At 52.7% G+C, this 22,050-nt stretch carries 20 protein-coding genes; 15 read left to right on the forward strand and 5 right to left on the reverse strand.

All coding sequences use genetic code 11. From position 1 onward, the window contains the following. Window positions 1-28: 28 nt before the first annotated feature. The 10 genes from nagK to ACN28R_RS05770 all read left to right on the forward strand — a co-directional run bounded on the left by nagK (window position 29) and on the right by ACN28R_RS05770 (window position 9,087). Entirely contained in the window at window positions 29-943 is a 915-nt protein-coding gene (gene nagK / locus ACN28R_RS05725) for an N-acetylglucosamine kinase (RefSeq protein ID WP_095833858.1), read from the forward strand. An 11-nt stretch (window positions 944-954) separates the two neighbouring features. Next, entirely contained in the window at window positions 955-1,785 is an 831-nt protein-coding gene (cobB, locus tag ACN28R_RS05730) for a Sir2 family NAD+-dependent deacetylase (RefSeq protein WP_095833859.1), read from the forward strand. 371 nt (window positions 1,786-2,156) lie between these two features. Then, window positions 2,157-3,158 (forward strand): vitamin B12 ABC transporter permease BtuC, encoded by a 1,002-nt coding sequence (btuC, locus tag ACN28R_RS05735; RefSeq protein WP_095833860.1) that lies wholly within the window; start codon window positions 2,157-2,159, stop codon window positions 3,156-3,158. Between the two features lie 102 nt (window positions 3,159-3,260). Further along, entirely contained in the window at window positions 3,261-3,812 is a 552-nt protein-coding gene (locus ACN28R_RS05740; RefSeq protein ID WP_048638564.1) for a glutathione peroxidase, read from the forward strand. 3 nt (window positions 3,813-3,815) lie between these two features. Further along, window positions 3,816-4,589: a vitamin B12 ABC transporter ATP-binding protein BtuD gene (gene btuD / locus ACN28R_RS05745; RefSeq protein ID WP_048638565.1), complete on the forward strand. Its 774-nt coding sequence runs from the start codon at window positions 3,816-3,818 to the stop codon at window positions 4,587-4,589. A 117-nt stretch (window positions 4,590-4,706) separates the two neighbouring features. Continuing rightward, window positions 4,707-5,177: a C40 family peptidase gene (locus tag ACN28R_RS05750; RefSeq protein ID WP_372490568.1), complete on the forward strand. Its 471-nt coding sequence runs from the start codon at window positions 4,707-4,709 to the stop codon at window positions 5,175-5,177. 102 nt (window positions 5,178-5,279) lie between these two features. Further along, window positions 5,280-6,296 carry a lipoate--protein ligase A gene (locus tag ACN28R_RS05755; RefSeq protein ID WP_095833862.1) on the forward strand — a complete coding sequence of 339 codons (1,017 nt, stop codon included), beginning with the start codon at window positions 5,280-5,282 and terminating at the stop codon, window positions 6,294-6,296. 46 nt (window positions 6,297-6,342) lie between these two features. After that, a complete protein-coding gene (locus ACN28R_RS05760) occupies window positions 6,343-6,468 on the forward strand; it encodes an AraC family transcriptional regulator (protein ID WP_257790304.1) in 126 nt (41 codons plus the stop codon). Between the two features lie 306 nt (window positions 6,469-6,774). Then, the gene (locus ACN28R_RS05765) at window positions 6,775-7,506 is read left to right on the forward strand and encodes an EAL domain-containing protein (protein ID WP_095833864.1); all 732 of its coding nucleotides are present in this window, start codon (window positions 6,775-6,777) and stop codon (window positions 7,504-7,506) included. 129 nt (window positions 7,507-7,635) lie between these two features. Further along, a complete protein-coding gene (locus tag ACN28R_RS05770; protein WP_095833865.1) occupies window positions 7,636-9,087 on the forward strand; it encodes a protein adenylyltransferase SelO in 1,452 nt (483 codons plus the stop codon). 7 nt (window positions 9,088-9,094) lie between these two features. Here ACN28R_RS05770 and ACN28R_RS05775 read toward each other — a convergent pair whose 3' ends face one another. From ACN28R_RS05775 to ACN28R_RS05790, 4 genes are read right to left on the reverse strand one after another with little or no spacing between them, the layout of a single operon-like run. Next, window positions 9,095-9,892 (reverse strand): heme ABC transporter ATP-binding protein, encoded by a 798-nt coding sequence (locus ACN28R_RS05775; protein ID WP_095833866.1) that lies wholly within the window; start codon window positions 9,890-9,892, stop codon window positions 9,095-9,097. Beyond that, complete coding sequence (locus ACN28R_RS05780; RefSeq protein WP_095833867.1) at window positions 9,885-10,889, reverse strand: FecCD family ABC transporter permease; 1,005 nt, start codon at window positions 10,887-10,889, stop codon at window positions 9,885-9,887. Before ACN28R_RS05780 ends, ACN28R_RS05775 begins: the two co-directional genes overlap by 8 nt. Further along, window positions 10,886-11,704 carry a heme/hemin ABC transporter substrate-binding protein gene (locus tag ACN28R_RS05785; RefSeq protein WP_095833868.1) on the reverse strand — a complete coding sequence of 273 codons (819 nt, stop codon included), beginning with the start codon at window positions 11,702-11,704 and terminating at the stop codon, window positions 10,886-10,888. Before ACN28R_RS05785 ends, ACN28R_RS05780 begins: the two co-directional genes overlap by 4 nt. Then, a complete protein-coding gene (locus ACN28R_RS05790; RefSeq protein ID WP_095833869.1) occupies window positions 11,701-12,753 on the reverse strand; it encodes a hemin-degrading factor in 1,053 nt (350 codons plus the stop codon). Before ACN28R_RS05790 ends, ACN28R_RS05785 begins: the two co-directional genes overlap by 4 nt. Window positions 12,754-13,089: 336 nt before the next feature. Here ACN28R_RS05790 and ACN28R_RS05795 point away from each other — a divergent pair, with 336 nt between their 5' ends. The 4 genes from ACN28R_RS05795 to ACN28R_RS05810 all read left to right on the forward strand — a co-directional run bounded on the left by ACN28R_RS05795 (window position 13,090) and on the right by ACN28R_RS05810 (window position 18,200). After that, entirely contained in the window at window positions 13,090-13,878 is a 789-nt protein-coding gene (locus ACN28R_RS05795; protein WP_095833870.1) for an IclR family transcriptional regulator, read from the forward strand. Between the two features lie 5 nt (window positions 13,879-13,883). Next, on the forward strand, window positions 13,884-14,789 hold the full coding sequence (locus ACN28R_RS05800; protein WP_095833871.1) for a dihydrodipicolinate synthase family protein: 906 nt from the start codon (window positions 13,884-13,886) through the stop codon (window positions 14,787-14,789). A gap of 9 nt (window positions 14,790-14,798) precedes the next feature. Beyond that, window positions 14,799-16,766: a YjhG/YagF family D-xylonate dehydratase gene (locus ACN28R_RS05805; protein ID WP_095833872.1), complete on the forward strand. Its 1,968-nt coding sequence runs from the start codon at window positions 14,799-14,801 to the stop codon at window positions 16,764-16,766. Between the two features lie 84 nt (window positions 16,767-16,850). Then, a complete protein-coding gene (locus ACN28R_RS05810; RefSeq protein WP_095833873.1) occupies window positions 16,851-18,200 on the forward strand; it encodes a GntP family permease in 1,350 nt (449 codons plus the stop codon). A gap of 14 nt (window positions 18,201-18,214) precedes the next feature. On the opposite strand, the gene ppsR is transcribed toward ACN28R_RS05810, so the two are convergent. Next, complete coding sequence (ppsR, locus tag ACN28R_RS05815) at window positions 18,215-19,036, reverse strand: posphoenolpyruvate synthetase regulatory kinase/phosphorylase PpsR (RefSeq protein WP_048638573.1); 822 nt, start codon at window positions 19,034-19,036, stop codon at window positions 18,215-18,217. 297 nt (window positions 19,037-19,333) lie between these two features. Between ppsR and ppsA the strand changes: the two genes are divergently transcribed. After that, on the forward strand, window positions 19,334-21,712 hold the full coding sequence (gene ppsA, locus ACN28R_RS05820; RefSeq protein WP_048638574.1) for a phosphoenolpyruvate synthase: 2,379 nt from the start codon (window positions 19,334-19,336) through the stop codon (window positions 21,710-21,712). Window positions 21,713-22,050: the final 338 nt, after the last annotated feature.

Here is a 22,050-nt window from a genome sequence, read left to right on the forward strand (position 1 = left end):
GGGCAAAACATTCACTAAGGGGCGGGTCATGTATTACGGTTTCGACATAGGCGGCACGAAAATCGAACTGGGCGTATTTGATGCCGGGTTGAATAAAGTCTGGCAGAAACGGGTTCCCACGCCCAGCAATAGCTATGAGACACTGCTGAACACGCTGGTCGATCTGACCAAAGAGGCCGATGCGCAGGTAGGAATGGAAGGTAAAATCGGCATCGGCGTGCCGGGCATGCAGACCGGCGCTAATGGCGCATTGTTTACGGCGAATTTGCCGGCAACCATGGGGCGACCGCTGGCTCAGGATCTGGGGCAGCTATTGCAGCGGGAGATCCGCATTAACAATGACGCCAACTGTTTTGTGCTGTCGGAAGCCTGGGATGCGGAATTCCGGGCTTATCCGGTGGTGCTGGGGATGATCCTGGGCACCGGCGTGGGCGGCGGACTGATTGTCAATGGCCGCCCGGTTGACGGGCGCAACGGTATGACGGGCGAGATTGGCCATTTCCGCTTGCCCGCCGACGCGCTGGCGATCCTGGGTGAAGATATCCCGCTGGTAAAATGCGGTTGCGGGCAGAGCGGCTGCATTGAAAATTATATTTCAGGCCGTGGATTTGAGTGGCTATACGCGCATTTTTATCAGCAGACGCTGCCGGCGGTCACTATCATCAGGCACTATCGCGCCGGCGACGCTAATGCATTGGCGTTTGTCGATCGCTTTATGGATTTGCTGGCCGCCTGCCTGGGCAACCTGTTAACCCTTATCGATCCCCATTTGCTGGTGCTGGGTGGCGGATTATCGAATTTCGATGAAATTTATCAAATTTTACCCACGCGTTTACCCCCGTATTTATTACCTATTGCCAAACTGCCGCGCATAGTCAAGGCGCGCTATGGCGATGCCGGCGGCATTCGCGGAGCGGCTTTGCTACACTTAATGGACAATTAGCAGGAGCAGATATGCATTCGCGTCAACGGTTAGGACGTTTTCATAAAGGGAAACGAATGCGTCAGCAGCGTCTGCGAGCACGTATTTTCCACCGAGATTATCTGGCGGTAACAGAAGTGAAAAAACCACGAGTCGTTGTTTTAACCGGTGCCGGCGTTTCCGCGGAGTCGGGCATTCGCACCTTTCGTGCGGCCGACGGTCTGTGGGAGGAGCATCGGGTTGAGGATGTCGCAACCCCTGAAGGTTTCCAGCGCGATCCAGAACTGGTGCAGGCCTTTTATAATGCGCGCCGTCGTCAGTTGCAGCAGCCGGAAATCAGGCCCAATGCGGCCCATCTGGCACTGGCGAATTTGGAAGCGTCGCTGGGGGATAATTTTTTACTGGTCACGCAAAATATCGATAACCTGCACGAGCGCGCCGGTAGCCGGCGAATTGTGCATATGCACGGCGAGTTACTGAAAGTGCGCTGCTGCCAGAGCGGACAAGTGTTTGACTGGACCGGCGATCTGTCGGCCGAGGAGCGCTGCCACTGTTGCCAGTTTCCTGCGCCTCTGCGTCCGCATATCGTGTGGTTCGGCGAAATGCCGCTGGAAATGGATAAAATTTATCAGGCGCTGTCTCAGGCCGATTATTTTATTGCCATCGGGACATCAGGGCATGTTTATCCCGCCGCCGGATTTGTGCAGGAAGCGCGCGCGCACGGCGCCTATACGGTCGAATTGAACCTTGAACCCAGTCAGGTGGAAAGTCTGTTTGACGAAAAAAATTATGGTCCGGCCAGCGTTGTCGTACCCGAGTTTGTCAGCGGCTGTTTGACCCACCGCAAGGGCGTCAAGTTTTAGCCAGCGTTCACTCCCTGCTTTTTTCTTTGCGTGGCGGCGCGTTTTGCTCACATTCGGTAACCTGATCGAAAGCGAACGTCGCCGCGTGATTGAAGAAACAGAATTCGCTTTCATGGCAATGGCAGTGGGCAGCCGCCTGAGGCGGCGAAGAAGGGGGATCTCTGCGTATGATGCGCCGAAAGAAAGTCAGCATACCGTCATCCTCATGTCAGCATGGTTAGGCGCGCCGCCAGACGAAGCCAATGAGAGAGATTCTCGTATGACTAAGCGTAGCCGATATTCCGGCGATTGCGGAATGACGGCGGTTAAAAGGCTTGAACAGGATATCGCCGCCGGTCGGACAGGCTTTTGTTTTTGGTCTCGGATGGATTATGCAGCCTTTGAATGTGGGATATACCGAGTTAAAACGACGGCAGCGCGTTCATGATCGTCAGCGTTTGATCCTGCTGTTTTTTCTGACGTTATTTACGCTGGCGATAGCACTCTGCGCCGGCGATCGCTGGATCTGGCCGCTTAACTGGCTGGATGACTCGCATCGTCTCTTCGTCTGGCAATTACGTTTTCCCAGAACATTGGCGGTTATGCTGGTAGGGGCCAGTCTGGCGATGTCCGGCGCCGTGATGCAGGCGATATTTGATAATCCGCTGGCCGAACCAGGATTGCTGGGGGTCGCCAACGGCGCCGGTGTCGCGCTGGTCCTCACGGTATTACTGGGGCAGGGGATGCTGCCGATATGGGTCTTAAGCCTCAGCGCCATTATCGGCGCGTTGCTGATCACCTTCCTGCTGCTGCAATTTGCCCGTAGACATGTCTCTAATGCGCGTTTGCTGTTGATCGGCGTTTCGCTGGGCATTATCTGTAGCGCGGTCATGACCTGGGCGGTCTATTTCAGTAGCAGCCTGGACTTGCGTCAGCTAATGTACTGGATGATGGGCGGATTCAGCGGGATTGACTGGCGGTATGGCTGGCTGATGCTGGCGCTGACGCCGTTTATCCTGTGGCTGAGCGCTCAGGGGAAGGTGCTCAACTGGCTGGCGTTGGGGGAGTCGCAGGCTCGTCAATTGGGCGTGTCGGTCTATTATTGGCGTAACGTGCTGGTCTTGGTTATCGGCGCGTTGGTTGGATTGAGCGTTGCGCTGGCTGGGGTGATTGGTTTTGTCGGTTTGATTATTCCGCATATGTTGCGCTTGTGCGGGCTAACCGATCAACGTTATTCATTAACCGGTTGCGCCCTGGCCGGCGGTTCGATCCTCATGCTGGCCGATACCCTGGCGCGGGTCGCGCTCTCTTCCGCTGAGTTGCCGATCGGCGTCGTTACCGCTACGCTGGGTGCGCCGTGGTTTATCTGGTTGTTGTTACGTAACAAAATGTAGAATCTATCCCATCTATCCCCCGCTGGGATAGGCTCTTAGCCCACCGCATAGCCAGAAATGGCTGACGGCCTCCATTCTCACAGGATCAAAAGGATCAAGACGATGAGTAATGAAATCTACGCCATTCCACTGAAAACCATTGACGGACAAGAGGCGACGCTTAAGCCCTATCAGGGCAAGGTGGCGTTAATCGTCAATGTCGCGTCGAAATGCGGTCTGACCAAGCAATATGACGCCCTGGAAAAAATTTACGAAACCTATCGCGATCGGGGATTTACGGTTCTGGGATTCCCTTCAAATGAGTTTGCCGGGCAAGAACCGGGCAGCGAACAAGAGATCCAGGAATTTTGCCGTACGACATTTGGCGTTCAGTTTCCGATGTTCAGCAAAATAGAGGTTAACGGCGCGAATCGTCATCCGCTGTATCAGTTGTTGATTCGTGAACAGCCGAAAGCTACCGGCTCGTTGCTGAGCGGGTTTTATAGCCGTCTGGTTAATAAAGGCCGTAAGCCTGCTCATCCGGAAGATATTTTATGGAATTTTGAAAAGTTCCTGGTCGCCCGTGATGGCCGCGTAATCCAGCGCTTTTCTCCCGATATTGCCCCGGACGATTCCACCATTGTCGATGCCATTGAAGCGGCGCTGGCAAAGTAATTGATGCTGCAATCTTCTCCCTTGTTACAGTTGCGGCAGGCAGGCGTGTTTCCCCGCCTGTCTCCGGTCAATGTTGAGTGCCGTGCCGGCCAACTGTTGCATATTATTGGTCCGAATGGCGCGGGGAAAAGCACATTGCTGAGCAGGATCGCCGGCATGCTTAGCGGAGAAGGCGACGTTTACCTGTCCGGCAGGCCGCTGTCGGCATGGCCTGCGCGGGAGCTGGCGCGGCATAGAGCCTATCTGGCTCAGCAGCAACCGCCCGTGGCGATGATGCCGGTGTTTCAGTATTTACGATTGCATCAGCCTGCGACGGCCAGCGAATCGATCATCGAAGACGTCGTCAGTTTTCTGGCCGAGCGTCTGATGCTGACGGACAAACTGGCGCGTTCGTTGACCCAACTGTCCGGTGGCGAGTGGCAACGCGTCAGACTGGCCGCCACGCTATTACAAATATGGCCGACGGCCAATCCCCACGGCCGTTTGCTGTTGCTGGATGAACCGGCCAACAGCCTGGACATTGCGCAACAGGTCGCTCTGGACGATTTGTTCTCTTCGCTTTGTCAGTCTGGATTAACCGTTATCGTCTGCGCCCACGATCTCAACCACAGCCTGCAACATGCCAACGGCATCTGGCTGATGTCCGGCGGGAGACTGGTGGCGCAGGGCGACACCGACGAGGTGATGCAACCGGAAACGCTGTCGCCGGTGTTCGGCGTCGATTTCCAGCGCTGTATGGTTGATGGCCGGCACTGGGTGATCACTCGTCGCGCCTGAACGCATAGGCGGAAATTAAGAAAAATCGCCTTTACTTGCCAGCCATACCCTTTCAACGCTAGATTAAGCGGATATATCATATCTTTTAGATATTAACCGGCGATTTCGGGTAAAAACATGATGCGTTTAAAACATGTATTGGTGTTGGCAAGCCTGATATTGGCGGGGTGCAGCAGTCATAAAAACCCGCCGCCGAATCCGCGTCTGAGCGATTCCATTATGGTGGTGGCGCAACTGAATGACCAACTTAGCCAATGGTATCGAACGCCTTATCGTTATGGCGGATTGGATCGTAACGGCGTCGACTGCTCAGGCTTTGTTTATCTGACCTTCCGTGACCGGTTCGGCATGCGGTTGCCGCGTTCGACAGAGGATCAGACTGCGTTGGGCGAACGGGTCGATCGTGATGACCTGTTGCCTGGCGACCTGGTATTTTTCAAAACGGGTAGCGGCGGCAACGGGCTGCATGTGGGGATCTATGATAAAGACGATCAATTTATTCACGCCTCCACCAGCCAGGGCGTTATCCGGTCGTCATTGGATAACGTTTATTGGAAACGGGCTTACTGGCAAGCCCGCCGCATCTGAGTTTTTCTATCTTACTGATCTTTATGCCCAATAGTCTTCAACAGGCGGGAAGCCGGGATACTGCTGCTTGCAAGATAAAGGGTATGGGGGTACGGAGCATTTATGTCTTCTCTGCGTTTACTGATCTCGGATTCGTTTGATCCCTGGTTTAATCTGGCCGTTGAGGAGTGCATATTCCGGCAGATGACGACAACGCAGCGGGTGTTGTTTTTATGGCGCAATGCCGAAACCGTGGTCATTGGCCGGGCGCAGAATCCGTGGAAAGAGTGCAATACGCGCCGGATGGCGGAAGACGGTATCAAACTGGCGCGACGCAGCAGCGGGGGCGGCGCAGTATTTCACGATCTCGGCAATACCTGTTTTACTTTTATGGCGGGTAAGCCCGAATACGATAAAAGCGTTTCAACGCAAATCATTCTCAATGCGCTGGCGGCGTTGGGTATCAACGCCAGCGCTTCCGGCCGTAACGATCTGGTTATTGAGCGGGCGGACGGTATCCGCAAGATATCGGGTTCGGCATACCGGGAAACTAAAGATCGCGGTTTTCATCACGGCACGTTGTTATTAAACGCCGATCTGAGCCGTTTAGCCGATTATCTCAACCCTGATGTGAAAAAATTGCAGGCGAAAGGCATTACTTCGGTACGTTCACGCGTAGCCAACCTGGTGGAATTACTGCCCGCGATTGATCATCAGCAAATTTGTCAGTCAGTGATTCAAGCCTTTTTTGATTATTATGGCGAACGCTGCGAACCAGAAATTATTTCACCCAGCGCTTTTCCTGATTTGCCGGGCTTTAGCGAACAATTCGCCCGTCAGAGCAGTTGGGAATGGAACTTCGGACAGGCGCCGGATTTTACGCATCTGCTGGATACCCGTTTCCCTTGGGGAGGCGTTGAATTACATTTTGATGTTGAACGCGGCGTTATTGCCCGCAGCCAGATTTTTACCGATAGCTTACATCCTGCGCCGCTGGAAGCTCTGGCGGTTGCGCTGCGCGGTACGGCATACCGTCCGGAGAATATGGCTGCGGTTTGTCAGCAGCTAATAGAGAGATTCCCGGAACAGCAAAGTGAGTTACGGCAAATGGAAGAGTGGCTGGCGCACAGTATCCGCTAATTAATCGCCCGCGGCGTAATCAGGCTTTCAGGCGAGGGATATTTCTTTGCCGCAGATTGCGCCGGCGGTGGGTTACCCGGACTCGCGCTATTTTTCCCGGCTATTTCGCCACCATTACGGTATCAGTCCCCGTGAGTATAGAAAATGCTACGAGAGAAAGAATACGATTTGATAATGTTTTCTTGCTCTGAAGATTTTTATCTGAAAAACCCGTCAATATACGAACTCGGCCTATTCTTATTGTATCCATGTGGAAAATGCATTGTTCTAGTCTATAAATAAAGCAAGTAGTCCGCTTTTTTATAGACTGTGACATAGCGTATTTATATGGTCTGACTTAAATGATTTATCTGACCCTCTGGCTGGGATAGCAAATGGCGTCTGGATAAATAGGACTAAATACTGATTGTTCTTTGCGTGTTTAGTATAAAACACACGAAAACAGTGATTTATTCTCACCTGACTATGACGATATAACATGCTTATTCGGTTAGATGTAGATTATGAGAGTGATTATGTTTTCTGGCCTATTTATCGTATGGAAGGGAGGTTATTGGCCGTTGCAATGATCACGCGGTTTAATAGTTTGTCAGGAAATATGAGTATCTTGCCTGATGTTATTTTCAGTATGTTAACCAAGTTACAACAATATGATTTCATTAAAGAACAGGTCGATTTTATCAACAGAAACGTGGATTGGTTTAGCCAAAATGAGGTTTCTTTGATTCTAAAAATTGACCATGAAATAGCAGATTTTTTGATGGGATCAGAGATATTAAGTAATGAAATTAAAGGCCTGCCTTTCATTCAATTAGAGATTAATGAACTGTTCCCAAACTTATCCGAGGGTAAAAAGAACGATCGTATTTTAAAGCTGAGTGAATCGTTTAACCTTTGTTTGGATAACTTTGGCTCCGGGAAAATTAATCTGAATCCTTTGAATGATAACTTAATTAGTATGGTGAAAATGGATCAGAATTTTGTTTGGCATCTATTATCCCGTTCGACAAACACTTCGATTATGGATCCGCTGTTGCGGATTATTAAGAACCATTATCAAGGGGTAAGGATTATTGCAAAAGGCATTGACACGCCTGAATATTTAAACAAAGTCAGGCGGTTAAATATTGATGCGGTACAGGGAAATCTTTGGCCGGCGGTTCACTTTAATGAATTGAAAACGCAGGCCGATTTTTTTTATCAGCCATAACGCGCCTCTCTCGTTTTTTCATTCCCGCTAATTCACCCGTTGGCACGGCTGAATGGATAATATCCCTACTCTTGTTCCGTGTTAGTTTCACTACAGCCGTTCTACACTTTCCCTTCCAGGGGAGAAAACATGCCGCAGAAACTATCGTTCGTTAATCACTACCATCAACAGTTGCCGGGTTTCTATACTGAACTGAAACCCACGCCGCTTCAGGGCGCGCGTTTGCTTTATCACAGTCAAGGACTGGCGGATGAGCTTGGCCTCTCTCCTGCGTGGTTTACGCGCAAATATGACGCCGTTTGGCGTGGCGAAACGCTGTTGCCCGGTATGGCGCCGTTGGCGCAGGTCTACAGCGGTCATCAGTTCGGCGCGTGGGCCGGACAATTGGGCGATGGGCGGGGTATTCTACTGGGAGAGCAGCAGCTAGCGGATGGCCGTAGCGTCGATTGGCACCTGAAAGGCGCGGGGCTGACGCCGTATTCGCGCATGGGGGACGGGCGCGCGGTTTTGCGCTCCGTGATACGCGAGTTTCTGGCTTCCGAAGCGCTGCACCATCTGGGTATTCCCACTACGCGGGCGCTGACCGTGGTAACCAGCGAACAGGCGATACAGCGGGAGCGCGAAGAGCCAGGGGCGATGCTGCTGCGCGTGGCGGAAAGCCATGTGCGCTTTGGGCACTTTGAGCATTTTTATTATCGCCGTGAGCCAGAAAAGGTGCGTCAACTGGCGGATTTCGTCATCGCCCGTCACTGGCCGCAGTGGCAGGACGACGAGCGGCGCTATACGCTGTGGTTTGGCGACGTGGTTGAACGTACCGCGCGGCTGATTGCGCACTGGCAGGCGGTCGGCTTTTCGCATGGCGTGATGAATACCGACAATATGTCTATCCTCGGTTTGACCATTGACTATGGGCCGTTCGGATTTATGGATGATTATCAGCCAGGCTTTATCTGCAATCACTCCGACCATCAAGGACGTTACTCATTCGATAATCAGCCGGCGGTTGGGCTGTGGAACCTGCATCGTCTGGCGCAGTCGCTGTCAGGCATGATGACGACCGATGAGCTGGAAAGCGCTTTGGCTCGCTATGAGCCGGCGCTGATGCAGCAATTCGGGGAATTGATGCGCGCCAAGCTGGGGTTGTTTACCGCCGATGCCGCAGATAACGATATTCTGGTGGGGTTATTAGGCCTGATGCAGCAAGAGCGCCGTGACTATACCCGAACGTTTCGTCTGTTGTCCGAGGTTGAGACAAACGATCCCATCTCGCCGCTGCGTGATGAATTTATCGATCGTCCGGCGTTCGACCACTGGTTTACCGCGTATCGTAAACGCCTTATGCAGGAATCCCAGAGCGATGCCGAACGCCGGCAGCGAATGAAAGCCGCCAATCCGAAATATGTGCTGCGCAACTATTTAGCGCAGCAGGCCATCGAACCGGCGGAAAAGGATGACGCCGGCATGCTGGCGCGGCTACATCAAGCGCTATGTCAACCCTATGCCGACCAGCCGGAAATGGACGATTTGGCGGTGTTACCGCCAGAGTGGGGCAAACGCCTGGCGGTATCCTGCTCCAGTTGAAAACAGCCTACCGGCGTAGGTAGACCTGCGGGATCGGGTATTCGGGATGCGGGCTGACGTTCAGATCGGCCTGATACCAGCGGGTAAGCAGATCCTCCTGCAAGACCTGCTCCGGCGCGCCCTGCGCCACCAGTTTTCCTTCGTGCAGCAGTAAAATTCTGTCGGCATACAGGGCGGCCAGATTGAGATCGTGCAATACGCAGCAAACCGCCAACGGTTGCCGCTGCGTCAACTGTTTCAACAGCCGCAGCAGATGCTGCTGATGATAGAGATCCAACGCCGAAGTGGGCTCGTCGAGAAACAGCCATCCCGGCGTCGGCTGCGGGTGCCAAAGCTGGGCCAGCACGCGGGCCAGTTGCACACGCTGCTGTTCGCCGCCGGAGAGATAACGGTAATCCCGATGCGCCAGATTCAGGCAGCCGGTTTGCTCCATTACCCGGCGTATGATGTCGCTATTTGCCGGGTCGCGCCCATACGGGGAACGGCCCATGGCGACAACGTCCTGTACGCTGAAGGCGAAAGCCAGCCCGCTGTGCTGGCGCATCACCGCGCGGGTTTTAGCCAGTGCGGTCGGCGTCCACTGGGAAAACGGCTTACCGGCCAATAAACATTCGCCTTGATGCGGCGTCAAATAACCGGTCAATAAGCGCAGCAGGGTTGATTTACCCGCGCCATTGGGGCCGATAATGGCCACGATCTCACCACAGTTTACCTCCAGTGAAATATTTTCGGTCAGGTAGCGTCCGCCAGCCTGGAAACTCAGGTTTCGGGCTACCAGCGCGTTATCCAGAACGGCGTTATTCATTGCCGCGTCCTTTATGTTGCACGATTAACCATAAGAAATAAGGGCCGCCAATCAGGCTGGTGAACAGCCCGACAGGTATCTCCGCCGGGGACATGACCGTGCGCGCCAGGGTATCGGCAATCAGCAACAGACAGGCGCCGCCCAGGATGGAACCGGGAATCAGCCAGCGGTGATCGGCGCCAAGATGCATGCGAATGAGGTGGGGAATAATTAGCCCGATAAAGCCGATCACGCCGCTGACCGCAACGGCGACGCCCACCAACAACGAGCTTAACAGCAAGAGCATATGCTTGGTGCGCTTGACGTTAACGCCCAGATAGTGCGCTTCTTCATCGCCCAGTTGCAGCAAGTTTAAGCGGTGGGTTTGATACAGGGTAACCACCATCGCCGGAAGCACCAGCGTAGCGGCGACCAACAGCATCGGCCACTGCGCCTGACCTAAACTCCCCATTCCCCACAGTGAGAACTGGCGCAGTTGCTGATCGTTGCTGATGTAGGTTAATACGCCGACGCTGGCGATACACAGGGCATTAAGCGCAATACCGGCCAACAATAGCCGCGTCAGCCCGCCCTGTTCGGACCGGCTTAGAATGAAAATCACCGCGGTAATCGCCAGGCTGCCGACAAAAGCCGCCAGCATCGGGCTGTAGAGCGACAACAGCGGCGGAAGGCCGAGGGGCAGAACAATCGTCAGTGCCACACAGAGCGCGGCGCCGCTGCTGATCCCCAACAGTCCGGGATCGGCCAGCGGGTTCCGGAACAATCCCTGCATAATGGCGCCGGAACAGGCCAGCGCGCTGCCGACCAATACGGCCAGCAGCACGCGGGGAAGGCGAATATTCAACCAGACGTGCCACAGAGGATCGCTCAATGGCGTCAGCCACAGCGTTTTGAACGATAAGGCGAGTGCGCCGAGATTCGCCGCACACAGCATCAGCACCAACAGAAACAGCAGCAGAGCGGCCAGTAAATAACAAGGATGAAGCCGCTGCATCATTTTATCTGTTCTGCCGCCTGACGGATGGTCGCCATCAGGGCCGGCGTCTCCAGCGTAAAGCCGAGCATCGCCATGTCATCAACAACCAGCAAACGATGATTTTTCCCCGCCGGCGTTAGCGCCAGGCCCGGTAATTTCCATATTTGCTCTTCGCCGCCCAGGCTTTTTAATCCCTGAGTGGAGATCAGAATCAGATCCGGCGCGCTGGCCACCACGCCTTCCTGCGATAGCGGCTGATAGCGCTCAATGGCCTGCATGGCGTTGGTTAAACCAACGTTACGGATGATGGTATCCGCAGGCGTATTTTTCCCGGCGGCCATCGCGGTCATACCGCCGTGACTAAGAATGAAAAGCGCTTTCACCGGCAGCGGCGTACCGGCGACGCTGGCCAACTGCTGCTGATAAGTCTCAGCCAGCTTCTTGCCTTCCGCTTCTTTATCCAGCGCCTGGGCAATCACGCTGATTTTCTGCGGGACGGTTTCCGGCACGGGTTTGGCCGGAATATTGATGACTTTGGCGCCGCTGTCCGCCACCTGTTGCAACACCAGTGAAGGCTGCGATAGTTCGCTGGCGATCACCAGAGAGGGCCTCATCGCCAGAATACCTTCGGTATTCAGTTGGCGCATGTAGCCAACATCGGGGAGTTTGGTGGCGGCATCGGGATGCAGGCTGGTGCTGTCCCTGGCGACCAGATCTTTTTCTGCGCCCAGCGCATAGATGATTTCAGTTACGTCGCCGCCGATGGAGACAATGCGTTCGGCGGCCGATGCGCATAGCGGCAGCGCCATTAACAACGGGAATAGCCAGTTTTTCATGCGGCAAGCTCCTTAAGCGGTTTCAGTGCGCTAATTTGTTCACGCCATTGCTGCTGTTCCGGCGTGCCTTCGGTACGTTGTCCGAACAACTGCGCAATTTGCGTGCCGTCTGCAGCGTACAGTTCCAGGCTGGTGACAATGCCATCGGCGGTCGGTTTACGCGTTACCCAGCTTTCGGCAATGGCGTTTTCAATCAGATGCAACGTAAAGTCATGATTAAAAACGTTAATCCATTCGGCGAGCTGCTCCATCCGTTCCACGCGTTCGATTTTGCCGGTAAAAATCTGCACGCAGCCGCGGTTGCCGACAAATACCATAATTTCATTTTGCGCGTCTTGGGCGGCGAACAGCATTTGCGCCAACGCCGAGTTATCAACCTGATAGGCCAGATCATCGCTAACGGCACGGAAAGCCTGCTGACGGGTAAGGTTGTAACGCTTCAGCAGGATGAAAAATTGATGAATATCGGTCATTGCGCGCCAGTCGGCTTCAAGTTCCGGATTGTGTTCCACCGCAGAAGCGGCGTCCACGTCGGTCGTGGACGGGCGGATGGCCAGCGCCGGATTTTCATTGCCGGCGAACTGTTCGACGAACTGCCGCCAGGCCGGCAACTCGGTGGCGTCGGTCGCATAAACCTTCAGAATGGCGTCGCCCTGATGGTCAAAAAACTGAATGCTTTGACGTTCGCCGCGCGGCGTGGTTTCCACCAGCGAAAAAGCGGACGCCCACTGATGCAGGAATAACCGTAAGTCCAGCTCGCGCGGATTAAGAATCAGGCCGGCGTGGCCATCCAATTGTTGGTTGCGGTAATAGCCGACGTGCTCATGAACGGCATAGTCATTGCGCGTGATCGACTTGGTATTACCAACCTGCTCCAGGGCGGTCAGCCAGGATTTGGCGTCGCCCCGCAGACGCGTGGCATCATGTCCGACGCGCGCGTGAGTTAATTCAGCTTCGCTGATACCGAGCAGCTCTGCCAGATCGCGGGCATATTTACGCGGATGCGCGATTTTAGCCTGTAGATATTGTTGGTAGATTGAAGTCTGCATTGTCGCTTCCTTATTCTTTGTTTTCATCACAGCATAGCCAGAAATTAATGAGAATCATTTTCATGTAACAAAAAAGTTACATCAAGTGAAATTTTCTTAATCCATTGGAAATGAAACCTAGAGCGACAACGGCGGATGAGGTTGTGTCGATTCCTGGCGAATTCCACGTCGCGAAGAGGGAAGTCGGCTTGTTTTCAGTCTTCCCCACCACTAATTGATAAAAAGGAATAGTGGATCACATATCGTCCCCCTAACTTAGTTCAGCATGCTGAACTAGATATATTATTCGACTTCCTGGGCGGGTAGACTTTTTAATAACGGAAAACGGGGGCCGTTATGAGTGGCAAAGGATGTAATTCAGTGGTCAGAGCTGAAAAAATTCTGACATATATTGCTTATGTCGGTGCGGCAAGTTTTATGGAGCTGATAAAAGAATTTCAGTACCCTAAAAGCAGCCTGCTTAATTTATTGAATGTCATGGTAGAGTGCGGTTTTTTAATTAAAAATGAACGCGGGCAGTATTCTCTCGGAATAAAGAACTATGAACTTGGCTGTCAGGCTTTGCACAGGAAGAATATATTTGAAGTAACAAAACGTCCTATGCAAGAACTTTCGCTTAAAAGCGGTTTGGTCTGCCATTTGGGAGCAATGGAAAACTATTATGCCATTTACCTTGATAAGGTTGAAAGCCCTGATTCGGTACCGACCAGGAAAAGCTGGATAGGGAAAAAACTGGAGTTGCATATTACGGCGCTCGGTAAAGCGTTGCTGGCCTGGAAAACTCAGGAGGAAATGGATTATTTTTTAGATGCGCTAATACTGAAAAAACATACTCAAAATACGCTGACAGATAAAAAATTATTCAGGGGAGAGTTACAGAAAACACGCCTGAGAGGTTGGGCTATAGATAATGAAGAATCAACTTATGGCGCGGTGTGCCTGAGTATGCCGATTTTCAATATGTATAACCGGGTTAACTATGCAATTTCATTGTCGGGAAATCCGGTAATTTTTTCAGGAAATAAAACCGATGATTATCTTGAATTGCTCCGTCAATGCGCGGAACAAATATCATACGGGCTGGGTTACAGGAATACATTTGAATATTTTAGAAAAGGAAACTGATATAAATGAAAAAGTTTAATGGAATTATCCCACCGGTATCCACTACCTTTGATAGCAACGGGAATATTGACGAAGTCGCCTTAAAACAGGTTGCTGATTTTCTTATCGAAAAAGGCGTCAACGGACTGTTTTACCTGGGAACGGGGGGGGAATTCAGCCAGATGAACGCCGGTCAGCGAATGGCTCTTGCCGAGGTGGCGATTGACGCGGTCGGCGGCCGGGTTCCGGTCTTGATCGGCATCGGATCGCCTTCCACCGCCGAGGCCGTGCAACTGGCGAAACATGCCGAAGCCTGCGGCGCGGACGGAGTCGTCGCTATTAACCCCTATTACTGGAAAGTCGCCTCCCGCAATCTGGATGAATATTATCGCCAGATTGCAAGCAGCGTCAGCCTGCCCGTCATTATTTATAACTTTCCGGGGCTTACCGGTCAGGATTTAACGCCCGAAGTGGTGAAACGTCTGGTGTTGCAAAATGAGAATATCGTCGGCATCAAAGATACTATCGACAGCGTCGGTCATCTTCGGGCCATAATTAACACGGTCAAAGCCGTGCGCCCTGAGTTTTCCGTATTTTGCGGTTACGACGATCATTTACTCAATACGCTTTTACTGGGCGGCGATGGCGCCATTACCGCAAGCGCGAATTTCGCACCTGAATTATCCGTGGAAATTTTTGATGCGTATCAGGCCGGCGATCTCGCTACGGCGACGATGCTGAATAAAAAATTACTGCAACTTCCATCTATTTATTCTCTGGAAACGCCGTTTGTGTCTCTCATCAAATTTGCGATGCAATGTGTGGGGCTACCGGTGAACACCTATTGTCTGCCGCCGATTATGGAAGCTTCCGATGAGGCGAAAGAAAAAGTGCGCGCATTATTGGCCTCGCAGGGAATTTTAAAATCATAAGGGGATACCATGTCTGTTCTCGATATTTTTAATAACGATAACCGGGATATTTACCAGATCAGGACTCACGCTTCCGGCCCTCAAGGCGAACTGCCGCTGACACCGGATATGTTGATAAATCGCCCCAGCGGCGATATTTTCGGCATGACGATGAATGCCGGAATGGGCTGGGCGCCTGACGAACTTAACCGCGACGGCGTTCTGCTGCTCAGCACGTTGGGCGGGCTTCGCGGGCCTGAGGGTAAACCTGCCGCGTTGGCGCTTCACCAGGGCCATTACGAGCTGGATATTCAGATGAAAGCGGCGGCGGACATCATTAAAACGCATAACGCGCTGCCTTATGCGGTCTACGTCTCCGATCCCTGCGACGGACGCACTCAGGGGACGACCGGGATGTTCGACTCGCTTCCCTATCGCAACGATGCCTCAATGGTGATGCGTCGCCTGATTCGCTCACTGCCGGGGGCAAAAGCGGTGATTGGCGTGGCGACCTGCGACAAAGGGCTTCCCGCTACCATGATGGCGCTGGCGTCACAGCATGACAAAGCAACGGTGTTAATCCCCGGCGGCGCCACTTTGCCGGCGTTGGACGGGGAGGATAACGGCAAGGTACAGACCATCGGCACTCGTTTCGCCAATGGCGAGTTATCGCTGCAAAACGCCCGCCGCGCGGGATGTCAGGCCTGCGCGTCCTCGGGGGGCGGATGTCAGTTCCTCGGAACGGCGGGAACATCGCAGGTTGTCGCCGAGGGACTGGGACTGGCGATCCCCCATTCCGCGTTGGCGCCTTCCGGCGAGCCGGTCTGGATCGAGATAGCCAGAGCATCGGCGCGGGCAGCGCTGCTGTTGAACAAAAAGGGCATCACCACCAAGGATATTCTCACCGATAAAGCGATTGAGAATGCCATGATGATTCATGCGGCGTTTGGCGGCTCCACCAATCTCCTGCTGCATATTGCGGCGATTGCGCATCAGGCGGGTTGCCATATCCCGACCGTGGATGACTGGATCCGGATTAATCAACAAGTACCCCGGCTGGTCAGCGTACTGCCGAACGGACCGGTTTATCATCCGACCGTCAGAGCCTTTATGGCGGGAGGCGTGCCGGAAGTTATGCTGCATCTGCGCCAATTGGGGCTTCTGCATGAAGATGTCATGACCGTCACCGGCAATAGTCTGAATGAAAATCTGGACTGGTGGGAACAGTCTGAGCGGCGTCGGGTATTTAAAGATTTACTGCTCAAACAGGAACAGGTCGAAGCGGAAGACGTGATCATGTCGCCGCAACAGGCTCTGAAACGCGGGTTGACGTCAACCATTACATTCCCGGTGGGGAATATTGCGCCGGAAGGATCTGTTATTAAATCCACCGCAATCGATCCCTCGGTTATTGATGAACAAGGCATTTATTATCATAAAGCCCCGGTGAAGGTTTATCTTTCGGAAAAAACCGCTATTTATGACATCAAACACGAGAAAATTAAAGCGGGCGATATTCTGGTGATTATCGGCGTCGGGCCGTCCGGCACGGGAATGGAGGAAACCTATCAAGTAACCAGCGCGTTGAAACATTTGTCCTATGGCAAGCAAGTATCATTGATTACCGATGCCCGGTTCTCCGGTGTTTCCACCGGCGCCTGTATTGGTCATGTCGGTCCGGAAGCATTGGCAGGTGGCGCAATCGGAAAATTACGCACTGGAGATATTGTTGAAATAAAAATTGATTGTAAAAAACTCCATGGGGAAGTTAATTTTCTGGGGACAGTCAATGATGAAAATCCACTGTCAAAAGAAGAAGCAACCGCTCTTTTGCATACCAGATGTAGTCACCCTGATTTAATGCCCGACCCCGAATTACCGGATGATACTCGACTCTGGGCAATGCTTCAGTCGGTAAGCGGCGGTACATGGAAAGGGTGTATATATGACGTAAATAAAATAAGCGATGCACTGGGGGAATATATTAATAAGTCCTGAAGAGATTATTAATAGTAAACTTGGAATGAGTATTTCATAAATAAATACATAAGAACATCTTTTCCTGATTAATGAGAGGTCGTTATGCCACTATTAATAGTTGTGGTAGGTATTGCTGTACTCCTGCTTTTAACCATAAAAATAAAACTAAATACTTTTGTTTCATTAATTATTGTCTCAATCGGCGTCGCCATCGCCAGCGGCATGGAACTGAATAAGGTTGTCGTTTCGGTCGAATCCGGGCTGGGAGGCACGCTGGGTCATATCGGCCTGATATTCGGCTTTGGCGTGATGCTGGGGCGTTTATTGTCGGACGCTGGCGGCGCACAGCGTATCGCGCTCACCATGCTGAAGTATTTCGGTGTGAAAAAACTGGACTGGGCAGTGGTTTGCTCGGCATTTATCGTGGGGATTGCACTTTTTTTCGAAGTCGGTCTGATCCTGCTGGTGCCTATTTTGTTCGCGATTGCCAGAGAAGCGAAAATTTCCCCGATGTACATGTGCGTACCGATGCTGGCGGGGCTGCTGGTGGCTCATGGTTTTCTTCCTCCCCACCCGGGACCAACCGTCATCGCCAGAGAATATGGCGCGGATGTCGGGGTTGTACTGATCTACGGGATCGTGATAGGCATTCCCACCTTTATTCTCTGCGGCCCGTTTCTTAACAAAGTATGCCGACGTTTGATCCCGGACGCATTTAAAAAAGAGGGAAATATCGCTTCGCTCGGTGCGGCAAAGAGTTTTACCGAAAACGAAATGCCAGGTTTTGGCATCAGTTTCTTAACCGCCATGTTGCCGGTGATCCTGATGGCGCTGGTGACTATCATCGAAATGGCCCGTCCGAAAGACGCCGGCGATCCCGGCATGTTGTATTCCGTGGTGCTGTTCTTCGGGAATTCGACCATCGCGATGCTGATTTCACTGTTGTTTGCCATCTATACGATGGGTGTCGGCAGAGGGAAAACAATTACGGAATTAATGAACTCCTGTGGCAAGGCGATCGCGGGAATTGCCGGTCTGTTGCTGATTATCGGCGGCGGTGGCGCGTTTAAACAGGTATTGATTGATTCCGGGGTGGGTAATTACATTTCGTTGTTGGTTTCCGGGATGGATATTAACCCAATCCTGATGGCATGGGGCGTCGCGGCGTTTTTACGAATTTGTCTGGGTTCCGCGACTGTGGCGGCGATATCGACCGCGGGCCTGGTCATTCCGTTATTGGCCGCACATCCGAACACCAACCTGGCGCTAATTACTCTGGCTACCGGAGCGGGCTCATGCATCTGTTCCCACGTTAATGATGCGAGTTTCTGGATGATAAAGGACTTCTTTGGCCTGACAACCAAAGAAACCTTATTGTCCTGGACGTTAATGTCCACGCTATTATCGATCTGTGGTCTGATATTTATTCTGCTGGTCAGCATGGTGTTCTGATAGCGGAACACTGGCTAGTACATGCGACGACTCATGCCGAGAATATCAATGACCTTGGCGGAAATTTCCTCAACGGAATAGTTGGTGGTATTGATGTATTTGATCTGATGTTTGCGAAACAGCGCTTCAACTTCGCTTAGCTCCATGCGGCACTGGCGCAGGGAAGCATAGCGGCTATTTCCCCGGCGTTCTTCGCGGATAGCGGCCAGCCGTTCTGCATCAATGGTCAGCCCGAACAGCTTATGCTGAAAAGGTTTTAGCGCATCGGGCAGACGCAGGTTATCCATGTCGTCGGCAATGAAGGGATAATTGGCGGCGCGGATACCGAACTGCATCGCCAGATAGAGGCTGGTGGGGGTTTTGCCGCAACGTGATACGCCGAGCAGGATAACCTGCGCCTGATCAAGATTACGCAGCGAGATACCGTCGTCATGCGCCAGCGTATAGTCGATGGCGGCAATGCGCGCGTCATATTTGCCCAGGTTGCTGGCGGTCAGGCCATGGGTACGATTGGCGATCGGGGTCGGGGGAATATTGAGTTCTTCCTGTAACGGCGCCACCAACGCTTGCACGATATCCTGACAAAATCCCTCGCTGTTGGTGATAATATCGCGCACGGTGGGCGTGACGATGGAATAAAACACCAATGGACGCAGACCGCTTTGCTGATACAAGGTATTGATTTGTTCGCAAACGGCCTTGGCCCGCGCTTCATTTTCAACAAAAGGCAAGGTATAGCTTACGGTACTCACCGGAAATTGCGACAACACCGCGTGGCCGAGCACTTCAGCCGTGATTGCCGTCCCATCGGAGACATAAAATACGCTTCTTTCCACATCAACCCCTTGTTGTTTTTTAATAAAAAAACAGGTCAACTTCGCTAAAAATTGATTTTAACGAATACTTTTATTAAAACACGATTTCATTATCGTCATGATAACGATAGTGATCTTGCACAATAATTTATTTTTACCGCATTTGTCGATTTTGCTCTGTGAAATCAGTTTTTTTTCATAGGTTGATCGATTCACCTTTCAATACTTTATCAATCGCTATGCTACGCTGATTACGTTGAGACAAATTCTCAACTGAATGTTTTCATACCCTACTTGTATGCAGAAAGGATTTTTTCGATGTCCAATAACGGCTCTGATTTACGGAATGTCCTCTGGTATAACCAGCTTGGTATGCACGATGTTGACCGGGTGGGCGGCAAAAATGCCTCTCTGGGTGAAATGATCACCAACCTGTCAGAATTGGGCGTATCAGTGCCTAACGGTTTTGCGACCACGGCACAGGCGTTTAATGATTTTCTTAATCAAAGCGGTATTAATCAGCGTATCTATGATTTATTGGATCACACTGACATTGACGATGTAAACCAACTGGCGAAAGCAGGAACGCAAATTCGTCAGTGGATTATTGATACGCCGTTCCAGCCCGCGCTTGAGCAGGCGATTAGTGATGCGTATCAACAACTGGCCGAAGGGGAAAAAGATGCCTCTTTTGCCGTACGCTCTTCCGCCACCGCCGAAGATATGCCGGATGCCTCGTTCGCCGGGCAACAGGAAACCTTCCTGAATGTTCAAGGCATAGACGCGGTGATGGTTGCCGTGAAGCACGTATTTGCTTCGCTGTTCAACGATCGCGCCATCTCCTATCGCGTCCATCAGGGGTATGACCACCGCGGCGTCGCATTGTCGGCGGGCGTTCAACGCATGGTGCGTTCCGATCTGGCCGCGTCCGGCGTGATGTTTACCATTGACACGGAATCCGGTTTTGATCAGGTGGTGTTCATTACCTCGGCGTATGGATTGGGTGAAATGGTGGTGCAGGGGGCGGTTAACCCGGATGAGTTCTATGTGCATAAGCCCACCTTGCGCAACAACAAACCGGCGATTGTCCGCCGCAATATGGGATCAAAAAAAATCCGCATGGTGTACGCGGCCAGCCAGGAGCATGGCAAGCAGGTTCAGATTGAAGATGTTCCGGAACAGCAGCGCACGCGCTTTAGCCTGACCGACGATGAAGTACAGGCGCTGGCCCGGCAGGCGCTGCTGATAGAGAAGCACTACGGCCGGCCGATGGATATCGAGTGGGCGAAGGACGGTCACAGCGGCAAGCTGTATATCGTTCAGGCGCGCCCGGAAACCGTTCGTTCCAATGGTCAGGTGATGGAGCGTTATCATCTGCCGTCCGGTGGCGAGGTGCTGGTGGAAGGCCGCGCTATCGGCCATCGCATCGGGGCCGGCTCGGTGAAAGTGATTCAGGATATCAGTGAAATGCACCTGATTAATGCGGGTGATGTGCTGGTGACGGATATGACCGATCCTGACTGGGAACCGATCATGAAAAAGGCGTCAGCCATCGTAACGAACCGCGGCGGGCGTACCTGTCATGCGGCGATTATCGCCCGTGAACTGGGGATTCCGGCGGTGGTGGGCTGCGGCGACGCCACGGAGCGTCTGCATAACGGACAGGAAGTGACCGTGTCGTGTGCGGAAGGCGATACCGGCTACGTCTACCAGAATCTGCTGGATTTCACCGTGAAAAGCTCGCAAATCGATGAAATGCCGGATTTGCCGCTGAAGATCATGATGAACGTCGGTAATCCCGATCGCGCCTTTGATTTCGCCTGTCTGCCGAACGAAGGCGTGGGGCTGGCTCGTCTGGAGTTTATTATCAATCGCATGATCGGCGTTCACCCCCGCGCGCTGCTGGAATTCGATCGGCAAACACCGGAGTTGCAGCGTGAAATTAAAGCATTGATGCACGGGTACGACGACCCGGTCGAGTTTTATGTCGCTCGTTTGACGGAAGGTATCGCCACCCTGGGCGCGGCGTTTTCACCGAAGCGGGTGATCGTGCGGTTATCCGATTTTAAATCCAACGAGTACGCCAACCTGGTGGGCGGCGAGCGTTACGAACCGGACGAAGAGAACCCGATGCTGGGCTTCCGTGGCGCCGGACGTTACGTTTCTCCTGATTTCAAAGCGTGCTTTGCGCTGGAATGCGAGGCGGTTAAGCGTGTGCGCAATGACATGGGGCTGAAGAACGTCGAGATCATGATCCCGTTTGTGCGTACCGTTGCGCAGGCGGAAGCGGTGATCGACGAACTGGCCCGGCAGGGTTTACGCCGCGGCGAGGATGGGCTGAAAATCATCATGATGTGCGAGATCCCGTCTAACGCCTTGCTGGCGGAAGAATTTCTGGCGCACTTTGACGGTTTCTCCATCGGTTCGAACGATATGACGCAGTTGGCGTTAGGGCTGGATCGGGATTCCGGCGTCGTTTCCGAGCTGTTTGACGAGCGTAATGACGCGGTCAAAGCATTGCTGTCAATGGCGATCAAAGCGGCGAAGAAACAGGGGAAATACGTGGGGATCTGTGGTCAGGGGCCGTCGGACCATGAAGATTTCGCGCTCTGGCTGATGGAGCAGGGGATTGACAGTCTGTCGCTCAACCCGGATACCGTGGTGCAAACCTGGCTGAATCTGGCCGAACACCAGTAGTCGCTGAACGTGACGGTATCTTGCCTGACGCTATCGGGCGTCAGGTTACCGCCGCACCTCCCGCTTCCATCGTCATCCCCGCGCAGGCGCTGAGGAATCCCCACAAAAATACCTTGTTAATATTTTACATTTAACATGCTGATATTAAACATATATTCAGTACTTAAATCGTTCGTCTCACGGCGTAAGAAATTACGCTGAGGTGAATGACCCCGCGAATGAGCAGCATGGATGCTGCTCAAGCCAGTGCCGCGTAGGGAACGCGTCACTGGCGGTTCGGAAAAGGGGACGGCCGCCGAAGGAACCGCGTCAGCGGCGTGATTTCAGCCACAAGCCCG

It is taken from the genome of Brenneria goodwinii, assembly GCF_002291445.1.
In the GTDB taxonomy this organism is placed as follows: Bacteria; Pseudomonadota; Gammaproteobacteria; order Enterobacterales; family Enterobacteriaceae; genus Brenneria; species Brenneria goodwinii.